This is a genomic window from Microvirga arsenatis (assembly GCF_009910705.1).
Taxonomy (GTDB): Bacteria; Pseudomonadota; Alphaproteobacteria; order Rhizobiales; family Beijerinckiaceae; genus Microvirga; species Microvirga arsenatis.
Genome location: NZ_JAAAXJ010000001.1, coordinates 609170 through 624600 on the forward strand (window position 1 = coordinate 609170; position 15431 = coordinate 624600).

The following is a 15431-nucleotide window of genomic DNA, read 5'->3' on the forward strand; positions in this document are numbered from 1 at the left end:
TGAACCGACGAACTCGAATGCGCTGGGGAGCTCAATGGCTGGCAAAACGATAACGAGAGCGGATCTGAGCGAGGCGGTCTATCAGAAGGTCGGTCTCTCGCGGACCGAATCGGCCGAGCTGGTGGAGCGGGTTCTGGCAGAAATCTGCGACAGCCTGGCTGCCGGCGAAACCGTGAAGCTGTCTTCCTTCGGATCTTTCATCGTCCGCAGCAAGGGCGAACGCATCGGCCGCAACCCGAAGACCGGGGTGGAGGTGCCGATCGACCCCCGCAGGGTCATGGTCTTCAAGCCGTCGAATGTCTTGAAGGCGCACATCAACGGTGAGACCTTCGAAGGCGAGGATTGACAACCCCGATGGCGAGCGGCGCCATGGACAAGAGCCCCGACGCATTCCGGACGATCAGCGAGGTCGCCGAGGAGCTCGACGTTCCCCAGCATGTGCTGCGCTTCTGGGAAACCCGCTTCAACCATATCAAGCCGCTCAAGCGGGGCGGGGGGCGCCGCTACTACCGCCCCGACGACGTCGACCTGCTCAAGGGGATCCGCCATCTCCTCTATGGAGAGGGCTATACGATCAAAGGCGTCCAGAGGATCCTGAAGGAGGAGGGCGTTCGCTTCGTCCAGGGAATCGGCCGTGGGGAGCAGAGCGTATTGCCGCCCCATGCCGAGCCGGCTCATGAAGTGGACGAGGGCGGATCCGCAGGCAGCTCAGCCGATGCGGAGGCGGCGGATCCTCCGGCTTCCTCTCCAGGTCAGGCTCTGGCGCCGGACGCGCGACGGGAGCTGCGCGCCGCCCTTGAAGATCTCTACGAATGCGATCGGGTGCTCCGGTCCCTGAGGGACATGCCGGACCAGGCGCCGGGCGACTGAGGGTTGCGGAGAACCCGGTTCAGCGTGCCCTCGGCCACCACACCCGCCTGAACATCCCGGTTTTTCAAGAGCCTTCAAAAATGAACGTTCCGGACCCTTGACAGGGACCTGGGGGGCTCTTAAACCGCACCCACACCGCTTCGGCGGTCCAATGCGCGGGCGTAGCTCAGTCGGTTAGAGTGCCGGCCTGTCACGCCGGAGGTCGCGGGTTCGAGCCCCGTCGCCCGCGCCACTTCCTCCCTTGAAATCGCCAATGACCCCGCAAAGCCGAGCCACGCGCTCAAGCGTCCCGTCGCGGGTTGTAGAGTTGCATCGGCCGTCGGCGCCTTGCGCTCGAGAGCGTTCCTTTCCCCGGTTTGAATCCTTTATCGAAGCTGGGCGTTGTCAGGGGAGAACGTCCGAGGCGCAATGTCCATGTCGACATCCAGATTGTTCACGAACTTCTCCAACTGGGTGGCCCAGGTCACCGGCAGGCCGATCAGCTTCGGAATCTGCCTGCTGGTCATTGTCCTATGGGCGCTCTCAGGCCCGGTGTTCGGGTTTTCCGACACCTGGCAGCTCGTCGTGAACACCGGCACCACCATCGTGACCTTCCTGATGGTGTTCCTGATCCAAAACACGCAGAACCGGGACGGTGCGGCCATTCAGGCCAAGCTTGACGAGCTGATCAGGGCCAGCGCCGCCCAAAACGTGTTCATCGGCATCGAACACCTGACCCAGGAGGAGCTGGACGAGATTCGGGCCAAGTGCGAGGCCAAAGCCAAGGCGGAGGCGGCTGCCAGCCAGGCCGAGGCCGCCGCCAACCGCAAGGCGGCGAAAGCGGCGGAAAAGGCCACATCCTAGTTTGGAATGGTTCTTTTTGCGGCAGTGCAAACACTTGTCAGGGAAGGGGAACTCGGCTAAGCCTCCCGCGCAATCAGCGTGTTGCCGCAGGGGGCTTTATTAGGCCGTTCTGAGGCTTAAATGCGTTCCAGATTGCCGGCTTCGAGCCGGACTCCGTTCCTTCTAGGTGTCGTATGACGAATCTCCTCGCCGACTACCTGCCTCTTGTCATCTTCATCGGCGTGTCGCTCCTGATCGGGGTGGCCCTGCTCGTGGCGCCCTTCATCGTCGCCTACAGCCGCCCGGACCAGGAAAAGCTGTCCGCCTATGAGTGCGGCTTCAACGCCTTCGACGACGCCCGCATGAAGTTCGACGTGCGGTTCTACCTCGTCGCCATCCTTTTCATCATCTTCGACCTCGAGGTGGCGTTCCTGTTCCCCTGGGCCATTACCTTCGGGAATCTCGGCTGGTTCGGCTTCTTCTCCATGATGATCTTCCTTGGAGTCCTGACGGTCGGCTTCATCTACGAGTGGAAGAAGGGGGCCCTTGAATGGGATTGATCTCCGATAACCAGTCGACCCTGGTCGCTCCTGCCCCCCGCGGCATCATCGACCCGAACACGGGCAAGCCGGTCGGCTCGACGGACCCGTATTTCGTCTCCATCAACGAGGAGCTCTCCGACAAGGGCTTCCTCGTCACCTCGACCGAGGACCTCATCACCTGGGCGCGCACCGGCTCGCTCATGTGGATGACCTTCGGCTTGGCCTGCTGCGCCGTCGAGATGATGCAGATGTCCATGCCCCGCTACGACGCCGAGCGCTTCGGGTTCGCGCCGCGCGCCTCGCCGCGCCAGTCGGACGTGATGATCGTCGCCGGAACCCTCACCAACAAGATGGCGCCCGCTCTCCGCAAGGTCTACGACCAGATGCCCGAGCCGCGCTACGTCATCTCCATGGGCTCCTGCGCCAACGGCGGCGGCTACTATCACTATTCCTACTCCGTGGTTCGTGGCTGCGACCGCATCGTGCCGGTCGACATCTACGTGCCGGGCTGCCCGCCCACGGCTGAGGCGCTCCTGTACGGGGTGCTCCTTCTGCAGAAGAAGATCCGCCGCACCGGTACCATCGAGCGCTGAGCAAAGGTCATTGCATGAGTGCTGAGCTCCAAGCCCTGAGCGACCACATCGCCTCGTCCCTCGGCGAGGCAATCGAGGACCGGGCCATCGCCTATGGCGAGTTGACGATCGTCGCCCGCCGCGAGGACATCGTGCGGGTGGCGACGTTCCTGCGCGACGATCCCCAGTGCCGGTTCGTCTGTTTCGTCGATATCTGCGGAGCGGACTACCCGGCCCGCGAGGAGCGTTTCGATGTGGTCTACCACTTCCTGGCGCCGCACCATAACCGCCGCATCCGCGTGAAGGTCCGCACGGACGAGGCCACTCCGGTTCCGTCGCTCGTGGAGCTCTTCCCGGCGGCGAACTGGTACGAGCGCGAGGCCTACGACCTCTACGGGATCCTGTTCTCCGGCCACCCCGACCTGCGCCGCATACTCACCGATTACGGCTTCGAGGGGCATCCCCTGCGCAAGGACTTCCCGCTCACGGGCTATGTCGAGGTCCGCTACGACGACGGCCAGGGCCGCGTGGTCTACGAGCCCGTCAAGCTGAGCCAGGAGTTCCGCAACTTCGACTTCCTCTCGCCATGGGAGGGCACGGACTACGTGCTGCCCGGCGACGAGAAGGCCAAGGCATAAAGGAGCGGAGAGGGCGACCCATGGGCGAGCATAACATCCGCAACTTCACCATCAATTTCGGTCCCCAGCACCCGGCGGCGCACGGCGTGCTGCGCCTTGTCCTGGAACTCGACGGCGAGGTGGTCGAGCGCGTCGATCCGCATATCGGCCTGCTCCACCGCGGCACCGAGAAGCTGATCGAGTACAAGACCTACGTTCAGGCCAATCCCTATTTCGACCGGCTCGACTACGTCGCGCCCATGAACCAGGAGCATGCCTACTGCCTGGCCATCGAGAAGCTCCTCGGCATCGAGGTGCCCCGGCGCGCCCAGCTGATCCGCGTCCTCTTCTCCGAGATCGGGCGCCTGCTCTCGCATCTGCTCAACGTGACCACGCAGGCCATGGACGTCGGCGCGCTCACGCCGCCCCTCTGGGGATTCGAAGAGCGCGAGAAGCTGATGATCTTCTACGAGCGCGTTTCCGGCTCGCGGATGCACGCCAACTACTTCCGCCCCGGCGGCGTGAACATGGACATCCAGCCGGAGCTCATCGACGACATCGAGGCCTTCTGCGACCCGTTCCTGCAGGTGCTGGACGATCTCGACACCCTTGTGATCGGCAACCGCATCTTCAAGCAGCGCAACGTCGATATCGGCACGATCACCCTGGACGACTGCTTCCGCTGGGGCTTCTCCGGACCGATCATCCGCAGCTGCGGCGTCGCCTGGGACCTGCGCAAGGCGCAGCCCTACGAGTGCTACGAGGAGATGGAATTCGACATCCCCGTGGGCAGGAACGGCGACAACTACGACCGCCAGGTCATCCGCATGGAGGAGATGCGCCAGAGCGTGCGCATCATGCGCCAGTGCATCGACAAGCTGCGGGCTCCGGACGGGCAGGGCCCCGTGACGACGCTGGACGGCAAGGTGTCGCCGCCCTCGCGCAAGGACATGAAGCGCTCCATGGAAGCGCTGATCCATCATTTCAAGCTCTACACGGAAGGCTTCCACGTCCCGGCGGGCGAGGTCTATGCCGCGGTGGAAGCTCCGAAAGGCGAGTTCGGCGTCTATCTGGTCTCCGACGGCACCAACAAGGCCTATCGCTGCAGGATCCGCGCCCCGGGCTTCGCCCACCTTCAGGGCATGGATTTCATGTGCCGCGGCCACATGCTGGCCGACGTGGCCGGCGTTCTGGGTTCGCTCGACATCGTGTTCGGCGAGGTCGACCGCTAAGTAACAAACCGGACTCGCCTTCGAGCCCGGTTCCACGCTCTTTGAGGCGTGCTGGACAAGTTCAAGTCGTGAATGGCCGGGCTCCATGCCCGGCCATGGCGATGAGGAGAAGAGTGTATGGCCGTTCGTAAGCTCGCGCCTGAGGAATTGCAGCCCCAGAGCTTCGTGCTCTCCCCGGAGACGGAAGCTTTTGCGGACAAGGAAATCGCCAAGTATCCGCCGGGCCGCCAGGCATCGGCGGTCATCGCTCTTCTGGGCAAGGCCCAGGAGCAGGCCGGCGGCTGGCTGCCGCGCAAGGCGATCGAGGCCGTGGCCGCCAAGCTCGACATGCCGGTCATCCGTGTCATGGAGGTGGCGACCTTCTACACGATGTTCAACCTGGAACCCGTCGGAAAGTACTTCATCCAGTTCTGCGGCACGACGCCCTGCGTTCTGCGCGGCGCCGGCGACATCAAGAAGGTGCTGGAGCGCCGCATCGGCGACCAGAACCATATCACCCCGGACGGCCTGTTCTCCTGGCTGGAGGTGGAGTGCCTCGGGGCCTGCTCCAACGCGCCCATGGTGCAGATCAACGACGATTATTACGAGGATCTCACCACCGAGAACTTCGAGAAGCTTCTCGACGACCTCGCCGCGGGGCGTCCTGTGAAGAAGGGCTCCCAGATCGGCCGCAACCGCTCCGAGCCGTTCGAAGCCGTGAACACCTTGCAGGACCCGGCGCTCTATGACGGGTCGCTGGTGGGCGCCTGGCGCAAGCGCTTCGACGAGCAGGCGAAGGTTGCCGAAACCGGTGAGACCGCGGCCGCCATGGCCAGCGTTCCGCAGGAGGCGAGGGCTGCAAAGCCCGGCGCAGGCCGAGCCATCGAGAGCGAAGCTGCCGATACGCCCGCGAAACGGGCCAAGGAAGGCGAGACGCCCATCAATCCGGTCGACCGCAAGGAGGCTGCCGATCCTTCGACGGCAACCAAGGGTCCCTCGCATACGGAAGCCGAGCCGAGGCCTGCGCCGCAAAGCAGCAAGTCCTATGTGGCATCGCCGACCAAAGACGGCGAGGCGGTGCCGTCCAGTCCGACCACGCCGGTCGCTGGAACGCCTCCGGCCCAGGCCGAAACCCGCCGCGACGGCAGCGAGAGCAAGCCGGGCGTGGTCGTCGACAAAGACAACAAGACGTCCTGATGGAGTGATCGGGAATGCTTCAGGACAGAGATCGCATCTTCACCAACCTCTACGGCTTCCACTCGCCGGACCTCAAGGCCGCGATGATGCGCGGCGCCTGGGACGGAACCAAGTTCCTCCTGGAGCAGGGTCGCGACTGGATCATCAACGAGATGAAGGCGTCGGGCCTGCGCGGCCGCGGCGGCGCAGGCTTCCCGACGGGCCTGAAATGGTCCTTCATGCCCAAGCAGTCGGACGGCCGTCCGCACTACCTGGTTGTGAACGCCGACGAGTCCGAGCCCGGCACCTGCAAGGACCGCGAGATCATGCGGAACGATCCGCATCTTCTCGTCGAGGGCTGCCTCATCGCCTCCTTCGCCATGGGCGCTCATGCCGCCTACATCTACATCCGCGGCGAGTACGTGGCCGAGCGCCATGCGCTCCAGCGGGCCGTGGACGAGGCCTATGAGGCCAAGCTCATCGGCAAGGACAACATCCACGGCTACCCCTTCGACCTCTACGTCCACCACGGCGCAGGCGCCTATATCTGCGGCGAGGAGACGGCGCTCATCGAGAGCATGGAAGGCAAGAAGGGCATGCCGCGCCTGAAGCCGCCGTTCCCGGCCAATATGGGCCTCTACGGCTGCCCGACCACCGTGAACAATGTCGAGTCCATCGCGGTTGCCGGCACGATCCTGCGCCGCGGCGCCTCCTGGTTCTCCGGGATCGGGCGCCCGAACAATGTGGGCACCAAGCTCTTCTGCGTCTCGGGCCACGTGAACAAGCCCTGCAACGTGGAGGAGGCCATGGGCCTCACCTTCCGCGAGTTGATCGACCGCCATTGCGGCGGCATCCGCGGCGGCTGGGACAACCTGCTCGGCGTCATTCCCGGCGGTTCCTCGGTGCCGATCGTTCCTGCCGAGCAGATCATCGACGCCCACATGGATTTCGACACCCTGCGGAATCTCAAGTCGGGTCTCGGCACCGCCGCCGTGATCGTGATGGACAAGTCCACCGATATCGTCCGCGCCATCGCCCGCATCTCGTACTTCTACAAGCACGAGAGCTGCGGCCAGTGCACGCCTTGCCGCGAAGGCACGGGCTGGATGTGGCGCGTGCTCAACCGCATGGCCGAGGGCCGCGCCCAGAAGCGCGAGATCGACATGCTCCTCGAAGTCTCGACCCAGATCGAAGGCCACACCATCTGCGCGCTCGGCGACGCGGCGGCTTGGCCGGTCCAGGGTCTGATCCGCCACTTCCGTCATGAGATCGAGAAGCGGATCGACGATTACGCGGCGAACCCGCATTCCGAATCCGTCATGATCGCGGCGGAGTGAGATTGAAGATGGCGAAAATCATCGTTGACGGCGTCGAGGTCGACGTCCCCGCCGAATACACCCTGCTCCAGGCCGCCGAAGCGGCCGGAGCGGAAATTCCGCGCTTCTGCTACCACGAGCGGCTCTCGATTGCCGGCAATTGCCGCATGTGCCTCGTCGAGGTGAAGGGCGCCCCGAAGCCGGTGGCCTCCTGCGCCTGGGGCGTGCGCGACTGCCGCCCGGGCCCCAACGGCGAGCCGCCGGAGATCTCCACCAAGTCGCCGACGGTGAAGAAGGCGCGGGAAGGGGTGATGGAGTTCCTCCTCATCAATCACCCGCTCGACTGCCCGATCTGCGACCAGGGCGGCCAGTGCGACCTGCAGGACCAGGCCATGGCCTACGGCGTCGACACCAGCCGCTTCCACGAGAACAAGCGCGCGGTCACCGACAAGTATCTCGGCCCGCTGGTGCGCACCTCCATGAACCGGTGCATCCACTGCACCCGCTGCGTGCGCTTCACCGCCGAGGTGGCCGGCGTGCCGGATCTCGGCGCCCTCTGGCGCGGCGAGGACATGGAGATCACGAGCTATCTCGAGAAGGCGCTCGGCTCGGAACTGCAGGCCAACGTGGCGGATCTGTGCCCCGTCGGCGCTCTCACCCACAAGCCGGAAGCCTATCACTACCGTCCCTGGGAGCTCACCAAGACCGATTCCGTCGATGTGATGGATGCGGTCGGCTCCTCGATCCGCGTCGATTCCCGCGGCCGCGAGGTCATGCGCATCCTGCCGCGCGTGAACGAGGCGGTGAACGAGGAGTGGATCACCGACAAGACCCGCCAGATCGTGGACGGTCTGCGCCTGCAGCGCCTCGACCGCCCCTTCGTGCGCGAGAACGGCCGCCTTCGCCCGGCATCCTGGCAGGAAGCCTTCGCAGCCATCGCCGCCCGGATGAAGGGCACCGATCCGAAGCGCATCGGCGCCATCGTCGGCGATCTTGCCGCGGTCGAGGAGATGTACGCCCTGAAGCTCCTCATGGAGAGCCTCGGCGTCACCAATATCGATGCCCGCCAGGACGGCACGGTGCTGTCGCCCGCCTATGGCCGCGGCTCCTACCTCTTCAACACCACCATCTCCGGCATCGAGGATGCGGATGCGATCCTGATCGTGGGCTCCAACCCGCGCATCGAGGCCTCGCTCGTCAACGTGCGCATCCGCAAGCGCTGGCGCATGGCCCCGCCGCCGATCGCCCTGATCGGCGAGAATGCGGACCTCACCTATCCCTACGACTATCTCGGGGCCGGTCCGGAGACCCTGGCCGATCTCGCCGCCGGCCGCCACAGCTTCATCGAGAAGCTGCGCGGCGCCGAGCGTCCGCTGATCATCGTGGGGCAGGGCGCTCTGTCCCGCCCTGACGGCCTGGCGGTTCTGTCCACCGTAGCCCAGCTCGCCCGCGACGTGGGTGCGGTGAAGGACGGCTGGAACGGCTTTTCGGTCCTGCACACGGCGGCCTCCCGCGTCGGTGCCCTCGACCTCGGCCTGGTGCCGGGCGATTGGGGTCTCGACGCCCGCTCGATGGCGCAGGGCGGCGTCGACGTCCTGTTCAACCTCGGCGCCGACGAGATCGAGATCGCGCCCGGAGCCTTCGTGATCTACCAGGGCACCCATGGCGACCGCGGCGCCCACCGGGCCGACGTGATCCTGCCGGCGGCGACCTACACGGAGAAGTCCGGCACCTATGTGAACACGGAAGGCCGGGTGCAGCTCGCCAATCGCGCGGCGTTCGCCCCGGGCGAGGCCCGTGAGGACTGGGCGATCCTGCGCGCGCTCTCCGACGTGCTCGGCCACCGCCTGCCGTTCGACTCGCTCAACGCCCTGCGGGCGAAGCTCTATGCCAGCTACCCTCACCTGGCGGCGATCGAGACGGTCCAGCCGGCCGACGGTTTCGCGGCCGTCCAGACGCTTGCCGGCATCGGCGGCACTCTGGGACGCGAACCCTTCGCGAGCCCGATCAAGGACTTCTACCTGACGAACCCGATTGCCCGCGCCTCCGGCGTCATGGCCGAGTGCTCCGCGCTCGCCCGTGAGCTGAAGCTCGAGGCGGCCGAGTAAGAGGACCGGATCATGGAATTTGGAGACATCCTCCTCGCAGTCGCGATCATGCTGGGCAAGAGCCTGCTCCTGCTCGTGGCTCTCCTCGTGTTCATCGCCTACGCACTCTATGCGGACCGGAAGGTCTGGGCGGCGGTTCAGCTCCGTCGCGGCCCGAACGTGGTCGGTCCCTGGGGCCTGCTCCAGTCCTTCGCCGACCTGCTCAAGTTCGTGCTCAAGGAGCCGGTGATCCCGGCCCCGGCCAACAAGGGCATGTTCCTGCTGGCGCCGCTGGTGATGTGCACCCTGTCGCTTGCGGCCTGGGCGGTGATTCCGCTCAATGCCGGATGGGCCATCGCCGACATCAATGTGGGCATCCTCTATATCTTCGCGATCTCGTCGCTCGGCGTCTACGGCGTGATCATGGGCGGCTGGGCCTCGAACTCGAAGTACCCGTTCCTCGGTGCGCTCCGTTCGGCGGCCCAGATGGTGTCCTACGAGGTCTCCATCGGGTTCGTGATCGTGACGGTGCTCATGTGCGCCGGCACCCTGAACCTGTCGGCCATCGTGGAGTCGCAGAACACGCGGCTGGGCATCCTCGGCTGGTACTGGCTGCCGCTCTTCCCGATGTTCGTGGTGTTCTTCATCTCGGCCATGGCCGAGACGAACCGCCCGCCCTTCGACCTGCCGGAGGCGGAATCGGAGCTCGTGGCCGGCTACATGGTGGAATATTCCTCCACGCCGTACCTGCTCTTCATGCTCGGCGAGTACGTGGCCATCATGACCATGTGCGCCCTGGGCACGATCCTGTTCCTCGGCGGCTGGCTCTCGCCGATCCCGTTTGCGCCCTTCACCTGGGTGCCCGGCGTGATCTGGTTCGTGCTGAAGGCCAGCTTCCTCTTCATCCTCATCGCCATGGTGAAGGCCCTGGTGCCCCGCTACCGCTACGATCAGCTCATGCGTCTCGGCTGGAAGGTGTTTCTGCCGCTGTCGCTCGCCATGGTCGTCATCGTGGCGGCCGTGCTGATGGCAACCGGCAACGCGCCGGGCGTCCGCTAAAGGAGATCGGCCCCATGCAGCTCGATCGCATCGCCCAGTCCCTGCTCCTGAAGGAGTTTGTGGCCGGGTTCATTCTGACCGTAAAATACTTCTTCAAGCCGAAGAAGACGATCAACTACCCCTTCGAAATGGGCCATCGCGGACCCCGGTTCCGCGGCGAGCACGCCCTGCGGCGCTATCCCAACGGGGAGGAGCGCTGCATCGCCTGCAAGCTGTGCGAGGCCATCTGCCCGGCCCAGGCCATCACCATCGAGGCCGGTCCGCGCCGCAACGACGGCACCCGCCGCACGACGCGCTACGACATCGACATGGTGAAATGCATCTATTGCGGCATGTGCCAGGAGGCCTGCCCGGTGGACGCCATCGTGGAGGGGCCGAACTTCGAGTTCTCCGTGGAGACCCGCGAGGAGCTCTACTACGACAAGGCCAAGCTCCTCGAGAACGGGGAGCGCTGGGAGCGCGAGATCGCGAGAAACATCGCGAAGAACGCACCCTATCGCTAGGAGCCTGCCCGCCCGGAAAGGGCAGGGGGCAAGAAGTTCCGGCGGGTTGTTCCCGCCGGATTCGGAATTTATAGACAGGCCGCCGGATTCCCCGGGGTCACGTCGGAAGGGGTCGCCTCGAGCGGCTTGAGCTGAGCATGACGGTTACCGCCGCCTTCTTCTATCTGTTCGCCACCATCACGGTTGCGTCCGGCTTCATGGTGATTGCCTCCCGCAATCCGGTGCAGTCGGTGCTGTTCCTCATCCTGGCCTTCGTCAACGCGGCGGGCCTGTTCCTGATGATGGGGGCCGAGTTCCTGGCGATGATCCTGGTCATCGTCTATGTGGGCGCGGTCGCGGTGCTCTTCCTCTTCGTGGTGATGATGCTCGACGTGGACTTCGCCGCGCTCCGCCAGGGCTTCCTGCATTACCTGCCGGTCGGCGGCCTGATCGGTGTGATCTTCCTGCTGGAACTGATCCTGGTGGTCGGCGCCTATGCCATCGACCCGGGTCTGGTCCGCGCTCCCTCCGTTCCGATCCCGGCAGCCGACGTGATGACCAACACCGAGGCGCTCGGCCAGGTGCTCTACACCCGCTACTTCTACTTCTTCCAGGCCGCCGGCCTGATCCTCCTGGTCGCCATGATCGGGGCCATCATTCTGACCCTGCGCGAGCGGGTCGGCGTGCGCCGCCAGGATATTTCCAAGCAGAACGCCCGGACGCAGGACACGGCCGTCGAGGTCCGGAAGGTTCCCTTCCGTCAGGGCATCTAAGGAGGCACGCCATGGTCATCGGACTGGGTCACTATCTCACCGTCGCCGCCGTGCTCTTCACGCTCGGCGTGTTCGGTATCTTCATCAACCGGAAGAACGTCATCGTCATCCTGATGTCGATCGAGCTGATCCTGCTCGCCGTGAACATCAACATGGTGGCTTTCTCCACCCACCTGAACGACATCGTCGGCCAGGTCTTCGCCATGCTGATCCTCACGGTCGCAGCGGCGGAGGCGGCCATCGGCCTGGCCATTCTGGTGGTCTTCTTCCGCAACCGCGGCTCCATCGCGGTTGAGGACGTCAACATGATGAGGGGCTAACGCCCGAACGGATTGGCGAAGTAAACGACAATGTATCACGCAATCGTCTTCCTGCCGCTCGTCGGCTTCCTCATCGCAGGCCTCTTCGGCCGCGTGCTCGGCGCCCGTCCGAGCGAGATCGTCACCACGGCGCTCCTCTTCGTGGCGGCGGTCCTTTCCTGGGTGTCCTTCATCCAGGTCGGCTTCGGAGACGGCGCCACCCGGGTTCAGGTGGCCCAGTGGATGTCGGTCGGCGACCTTCAGGTCGACTGGGCGTTCCGCATCGACACGCTGACCGCCATGATGCTGGTGGTGGTGAACACGGTCTCGGCCCTGGTGCACCTCTACTCCATCGGCTACATGCACGAGGATCCGCACCGTCCGCGCTTCTTCGCCTATCTGTCGCTCTTCACCTTCGCCATGCTCATGCTGGTGACGGCCGACAACCTCGTCCAGATGTTCTTCGGCTGGGAGGGCGTGGGCCTGGCGAGCTATCTGCTCATCGGCTTCTGGTATCAGAAGGACTCCGCCAATGCGGCGGCCATAAAGGCCTTCATCGTCAACCGCGTCGGCGACTTCGGCTTCCTTCTCGGCATCTTCACGATCTTCGTCCTGTTCGGCGGCGTGACCTTCGACTCCATCTTCCCGCGCGTGGCCGAGTTCGCCAATGCCCGATTCACCTTCCTCGGCATCGAGTGGCATGCCCTGACCATCGCCTGCCTGCTGCTCTTCATGGGCGCCATGGGCAAGTCGGCGCAGTTCCTGCTGCACACCTGGCTGCCGGACGCGATGGAAGGCCCGACCCCGGTTTCGGCCCTGATCCACGCCGCCACCATGGTGACCGCCGGCGTGTTCATGGTCGCCCGCCTCTCGCCGGTCTTCGAGTATGCGCCGGCGGCCCTGACCGTCGTGACGGTGATCGGCGGGATCACCGCCTTCTTCGCCGCCACCGTCGGCCTGGTGCAGAACGACATCAAGCGCGTGATCGCCTATTCCACCTGCTCGCAGCTGGGATACATGTTCGTGGGCCTCGGCGTCGGGGCTTACGGCGCGGGCGTGTTCCACCTCTTCACGCACGCCTTCTTCAAGGCCCTGCTGTTCCTGGGCGCCGGGTCGGTGATCCACGCCATGCATCACGAGCAGGACATGCGCCACATGGGAGCGCTCCGCCGCTACATCCCCTTCACCATGGCCATGATGCTCATCGGCAACCTGGCCCTGACCGGCTTCCCGTTCACGGCCGGCTACTACTCGAAGGACGCCATCATCGAGGCGGCCTACGCGGCCCATTCCTCGGCCGGGTCCTTCGCCTTCCTGGCGACCGTCATCGCGGCCCTGATGACCTCGTTCTACTCCTGGCGCCTGTTCTTCCTCACCTTCGAGGGCACCGCTCGATGGGGGCATGGCCACCACGGTCATGCGGCCCATGCCCCTCATGACCATGAGGGCGTGGAGCATGACGAGCGCAGCCGCGACGTCGAGCCTGCGCACCATGCGCAGCACGAGCACGGCCACCACGGCGACCATACTCCCCATGAGAGCCCCCTCGTGATGCTGCTGCCGCTCGTCGTGCTCGCCATCGGGGCGCTCGTGGCCGGTGCCGTGTTCCACAACGCCTTCATCGGCGAAGGCTATGCAGCGTTCTGGAAGGGAGCCCTGTTCACGCGGCCCGAGAACCACATCCTGGAGGAGATGCACCATCTCCCGGGCTGGGTGCCGCTCCTGCCCTCGATCATGATGGCCCTCGGACTGGCGCTCGCCTATTACATGTACATCGTCGACGCCAAGCAGCCGGCGAGGCTCGCGGCGGATCACCCGATCCTGTACCGCTTCCTCCTGAACAAGTGGTACTTCGACGAGCTGTATGACGCGATCTTCGTTCGCCCCGCCATGGCCGTCGGCCGCTTCTTCTGGCGCACGGGCGACCAGCGGATCATCGACGGGCTCGGGCCCGACGGCATCTCGGCTCGGGTCCTCGACGTGACGCGCGGCGTGGTGCGGGTCCAGACGGGCTACGTCTACCACTATGCCTTCGCGATGCTGATCGGCGTTGCGGCTCTCGTGACCTTCTATCTCTTCAGGGGAGCCCACTAATGTTCGGCTTCGGCATCCTCTCCGGCCTTCTCATCCTTCCGCTCGTCGGGGCGGCCTTCATCCTCACCTTGCGGGGAGACAGCGAGGCTGCCCGCTCCAACGCCCGCTGGGCGGCCCTGGCGACGACGATCGCGACCTTCCTGCTGTCGCTCGTGGCCTGGGCGCGCTTCGACACGGCGACGGCGTCGTTCCAGCTTGTGGAGAGCCATGCCTGGCTGACCGAGACCATCCGGTTCAAGCTCGGCGTCGACGGCTTCTCCATGCCGCTGATCCTGCTCACCACCTTCCTGATGCCCTTCTGCATCCTGGCCTCGTGGGAGTCGATCGGGCACCGGGTGAAGGAATACTTCGTCGCCTTCCTGGTCCTCGAGACCACGATGATCGGCGTGTTCTGCGCCCTCGATCTCGTGCTGTTCTACCTGTTCTTCGAGGCCGGACTCATCCCGATGTTCCTCATCATCGGCATCTGGGGCGGCAAGCGGCGCATCTACGCCAGCTTCAAGTTCTTCCTCTACACGCTGCTCGGCTCCGTTCTGATGCTGCTCGCCATCATGGCCATGTACTGGCAGGCCGGCACCACCGACATCCCGACGCTGCTGGCCTTCAAGTTCGCCTCGAACCTGCAGATCTGGCTGTGGCTGGCCTTCTTCGCCTCGTTTGCGGTGAAGATGCCCATGTGGCCGGTCCATACCTGGCTTCCGGACGCACACGTGGAGGCTCCGACCGCAGGCTCGGTGATCCTGGCAGGCGTGCTCCTGAAGATGGGCGGCTACGGCTTCATCCGCGTGTCGCTGCCGATGTTCCCCGAGGCATCGGAGTACTTCGCGCCGCTGGTCTTCGCCCTCTCGATCATCGCGATCGTCTATACCTCCCTGGTCGCCCTGATGCAGGAGGACATCAAGAAGCTCATCGCCTATTCATCCGTGGCGCATATGGGCTTCGTCACCATGGGCCTGTTTGCCATGAACGAGCAGGGCATCCAGGGAGCCATGTTCACCATGATCTCCCACGGCCTCGTCTCGGGCGCGCTCTTCCTCTGCGTCGGCGTGATCTACGACCGGATGCACACCCGGGAGATCAAGGCCTATGGCGGCCTCGTGAACCGGATGCCGATCTACGCGGTCGTGTTCCTCATCCTGACCATGGCGAACGTGGCGCTTCCCGGCACCTCGGGCTTCATCGGCGAGTTCCTGACCCTGATGGGTGCCTTCCGGTCCAACACCTGGGTGGCTTTCTTCGCCTCGACGGGCGTGATCCTCTCGGCGGCCTATGCGCTCTGGCTCTACCGGCGCGTGGTCTACGGGCCGCTGGAGAAGCCCGCGCTTCAGGGCATCACGGATCTGAACCGGCGCGAGATCATCACCTTCGCTCCCCTCATCCTGCTGATCATCTACTACGGCGTGCAGCCAGGCCCCATCCTCGACGCCTTCGCGGCGCCGACGGAGGCGCTGCTGAACAATGTTCAGGCCGCGCTCGCCACCGTAAAAACGGCCGCTGTCGCCGCACACTGA

General features: G+C 64.9%; 16 protein-coding genes and 1 tRNA gene. All 17 read left to right on the forward strand.

Going from position 1 to position 15431, the window contains the following annotated elements; translation table 11 throughout:
* The first annotated feature begins 34 nt into the window (after nt 1-34).
* The 17 genes from GR303_RS02815 to GR303_RS02895 all read left to right on the forward strand — a co-directional run bounded on the left by GR303_RS02815 (nt 35) and on the right by GR303_RS02895 (nt 15431).
* Complete coding sequence (locus tag GR303_RS02815; protein ID WP_027316584.1) at nt 35-346, forward strand: integration host factor subunit alpha; 312 nt, start codon at nt 35-37, stop codon at nt 344-346.
* 23 nt (nt 347-369) lie between these two features.
* The gene (locus GR303_RS02820) at nt 370-870 is read left to right on the forward strand and encodes a MerR family transcriptional regulator (protein ID WP_161724628.1); all 501 of its coding nucleotides are present in this window, start codon (nt 370-372) and stop codon (nt 868-870) included.
* 155 nt (nt 871-1025) lie between these two features.
* Nucleotides 1026-1102, forward strand: a tRNA-Asp gene (locus GR303_RS02825).
* Nucleotides 1103-1284: 182 nt separating this feature from the next.
* Nucleotides 1285-1713 carry a low affinity iron permease family protein gene (locus GR303_RS02830; protein ID WP_161724443.1) on the forward strand — a complete coding sequence of 143 codons (429 nt, stop codon included), beginning with the start codon at nt 1285-1287 and terminating at the stop codon, nt 1711-1713.
* Nucleotides 1714-1886: 173 nt separating this feature from the next.
* Nucleotides 1887-2252 (forward strand): NADH-quinone oxidoreductase subunit A, encoded by a 366-nt coding sequence (locus GR303_RS02835; RefSeq protein ID WP_161724445.1) that lies wholly within the window; start codon nt 1887-1889, stop codon nt 2250-2252.
* A complete protein-coding gene (locus GR303_RS02840) occupies nt 2243-2827 on the forward strand; it encodes a NuoB/complex I 20 kDa subunit family protein (RefSeq protein ID WP_116529811.1) in 585 nt (194 codons plus the stop codon). Before GR303_RS02835 ends, GR303_RS02840 begins: the two co-directional genes overlap by 10 nt.
* Nucleotides 2828-2841: 14 nt before the next feature.
* Complete coding sequence (locus tag GR303_RS02845) at nt 2842-3444, forward strand: NADH-quinone oxidoreductase subunit C (RefSeq protein ID WP_161724447.1); 603 nt, start codon at nt 2842-2844, stop codon at nt 3442-3444.
* 20 nt (nt 3445-3464) lie between these two features.
* The gene (locus GR303_RS02850) at nt 3465-4655 is read left to right on the forward strand and encodes an NADH-quinone oxidoreductase subunit D (RefSeq protein WP_161724449.1); all 1191 of its coding nucleotides are present in this window, start codon (nt 3465-3467) and stop codon (nt 4653-4655) included.
* A gap of 117 nt (nt 4656-4772) precedes the next feature.
* Nucleotides 4773-5831, forward strand: coding sequence for an NADH-quinone oxidoreductase subunit NuoE (nuoE, locus tag GR303_RS02855; RefSeq protein ID WP_161724451.1), 1059 nt, complete (start codon nt 4773-4775; stop codon nt 5829-5831).
* 14 nt (nt 5832-5845) lie between these two features.
* Nucleotides 5846-7147, forward strand: coding sequence for an NADH-quinone oxidoreductase subunit NuoF (nuoF, locus tag GR303_RS02860; RefSeq protein ID WP_161724453.1), 1302 nt, complete (start codon nt 5846-5848; stop codon nt 7145-7147).
* 8 nt (nt 7148-7155) lie between these two features.
* The gene (nuoG, locus tag GR303_RS02865) at nt 7156-9234 is read left to right on the forward strand and encodes an NADH-quinone oxidoreductase subunit NuoG (protein WP_161724455.1); all 2079 of its coding nucleotides are present in this window, start codon (nt 7156-7158) and stop codon (nt 9232-9234) included.
* Between the two features lie 12 nt (nt 9235-9246).
* Nucleotides 9247-10272, forward strand: coding sequence for an NADH-quinone oxidoreductase subunit NuoH (gene nuoH / locus GR303_RS02870; RefSeq protein ID WP_161724458.1), 1026 nt, complete (start codon nt 9247-9249; stop codon nt 10270-10272).
* A 14-nt stretch (nt 10273-10286) separates the two neighbouring features.
* Nucleotides 10287-10775, forward strand: coding sequence for an NADH-quinone oxidoreductase subunit NuoI (nuoI, locus tag GR303_RS02875; RefSeq protein ID WP_161724460.1), 489 nt, complete (start codon nt 10287-10289; stop codon nt 10773-10775).
* A 137-nt stretch (nt 10776-10912) separates the two neighbouring features.
* Complete coding sequence (locus GR303_RS02880; protein ID WP_161724463.1) at nt 10913-11527, forward strand: NADH-quinone oxidoreductase subunit J; 615 nt, start codon at nt 10913-10915, stop codon at nt 11525-11527.
* Between the two features lie 11 nt (nt 11528-11538).
* Nucleotides 11539-11847 carry an NADH-quinone oxidoreductase subunit NuoK gene (gene nuoK / locus GR303_RS02885; protein ID WP_036353841.1) on the forward strand — a complete coding sequence of 103 codons (309 nt, stop codon included), beginning with the start codon at nt 11539-11541 and terminating at the stop codon, nt 11845-11847.
* A 30-nt stretch (nt 11848-11877) separates the two neighbouring features.
* Entirely contained in the window at nt 11878-13920 is a 2043-nt protein-coding gene (gene nuoL, locus GR303_RS02890; RefSeq protein ID WP_161724466.1) for an NADH-quinone oxidoreductase subunit L, read from the forward strand.
* On the forward strand, nt 13920-15431 hold the full coding sequence (locus tag GR303_RS02895; protein ID WP_161724469.1) for an NADH-quinone oxidoreductase subunit M: 1512 nt from the start codon (nt 13920-13922) through the stop codon (nt 15429-15431). The genes nuoL and GR303_RS02895 overlap by 1 nt, the downstream gene beginning before the upstream one ends.

Excerpts from the sequence above, each read along its gene's own strand:
- nuoH (WP_161724458.1), top strand. The coding sequence starts at position 9,247 with ATGGAATTTGGAGACATCCTCCTCGCAGTCGCGATCATGCTGGGCAAG.
- nuoE (WP_161724451.1), top strand. The coding sequence starts at position 4,773 with ATGGCCGTTCGTAAGCTCGCGCCTGAGGAATTGCAGCCCCAGAGCTTC.
- nuoI (WP_161724460.1), top strand. The coding sequence starts at position 10,287 with ATGCAGCTCGATCGCATCGCCCAGTCCCTGCTCCTGAAGGAGTTTGTG.
- GR303_RS02815 (WP_027316584.1), top strand. The coding sequence starts at position 35 with ATGGCTGGCAAAACGATAACGAGAGCGGATCTGAGCGAGGCGGTCTAT.
- GR303_RS02895 (WP_161724469.1), top strand. The coding sequence starts at position 13,920 with ATGTTCGGCTTCGGCATCCTCTCCGGCCTTCTCATCCTTCCGCTCGTC.
- nuoF (WP_161724453.1), top strand. The coding sequence starts at position 5,846 with ATGCTTCAGGACAGAGATCGCATCTTCACCAACCTCTACGGCTTCCAC.
- GR303_RS02845 (WP_161724447.1), top strand. The coding sequence starts at position 2,842 with ATGAGTGCTGAGCTCCAAGCCCTGAGCGACCACATCGCCTCGTCCCTC.
- GR303_RS02820 (WP_161724628.1), top strand. The coding sequence starts at position 370 with ATGGACAAGAGCCCCGACGCATTCCGGACGATCAGCGAGGTCGCCGAG.
- nuoK (WP_036353841.1), top strand. The coding sequence starts at position 11,539 with ATGGTCATCGGACTGGGTCACTATCTCACCGTCGCCGCCGTGCTCTTC.
- nuoL (WP_161724466.1), top strand. The coding sequence starts at position 11,878 with ATGTATCACGCAATCGTCTTCCTGCCGCTCGTCGGCTTCCTCATCGCA.
- GR303_RS02880 (WP_161724463.1), top strand. The coding sequence starts at position 10,913 with ATGACGGTTACCGCCGCCTTCTTCTATCTGTTCGCCACCATCACGGTT.
- GR303_RS02835 (WP_161724445.1), top strand. The coding sequence starts at position 1,887 with ATGACGAATCTCCTCGCCGACTACCTGCCTCTTGTCATCTTCATCGGC.
- GR303_RS02840 (WP_116529811.1), top strand. The coding sequence starts at position 2,243 with ATGGGATTGATCTCCGATAACCAGTCGACCCTGGTCGCTCCTGCCCCC.
- nuoG (WP_161724455.1), top strand. The coding sequence starts at position 7,156 with ATGGCGAAAATCATCGTTGACGGCGTCGAGGTCGACGTCCCCGCCGAA.
- GR303_RS02830 (WP_161724443.1), top strand. The coding sequence starts at position 1,285 with ATGTCGACATCCAGATTGTTCACGAACTTCTCCAACTGGGTGGCCCAG.
- GR303_RS02850 (WP_161724449.1), top strand. The coding sequence starts at position 3,465 with ATGGGCGAGCATAACATCCGCAACTTCACCATCAATTTCGGTCCCCAG.